Annotated in this window: 1 pseudogene; it reads left to right on the top strand. The window is 56.9% G+C overall.

The window, feature by feature from the left end:
* Nucleotides 1-71 precede the first annotated feature (71 nt).
* Nucleotides 72-601, top strand: a pseudogene (locus AC0QH1_RS21245) (hypothetical protein); the annotation flags it as partial.

Here is a 601-nt window from a genome sequence, read left to right as displayed (position 1 = left end):
GGGGGGAGAACTCCTCCCTACGCATAAATGACGAGGGTTTCCGTTCTCCCCCTTACCAACCCTAATTTCTGATGAGCAACTTCAGACACCGATTAAGCAAATTATCGCCCGAAAAGCAACGCTATGCCCTCGAGACCCTGCCCAGTCATCTGGTGGGCCGCGCCCAACCCCAACGCCTGCACCAATTGCTGAGTGATTTTGACTTTATCGAGTCCAAAATCGCTGCATTGGGCGTGCCAGCGCTGATTGAAGATTACGAATTAGCCATTACCGCCGATATATTGCCATCCTCACCATGCCTCCAAACCTGGCAATCCATCGCCGGGGCACTGCGACTCTCCGCTCATATTCTAGAACGGGATCCGGCGCAACTGGCGGGACAACTGCTAGGCCGATTGTTGTCATTTGACACCCCCGACCTGCAAACCCTACTGGAAACCGCCAAACAATGGCGGGGAAAAACCTGGTTGCGCCCCCTCACGGCAAACCTGACGCCCCCCGGCGGCCCACTGCTGCGAACCCTCAGCGGGCATAATGGCTGGGTAAGCGCCGTGGCCCTCTCCCCCGATGGCCAATTCGCCCTGTCCGGTTCAAACGATAA

It is taken from the genome of Phormidium sp. CCY1219 (assembly GCF_055795085.1).
The sequence above is the reverse complement of the archived record's forward strand: the minus strand, read 5'-3'. Positions and strand labels throughout refer to the sequence as shown.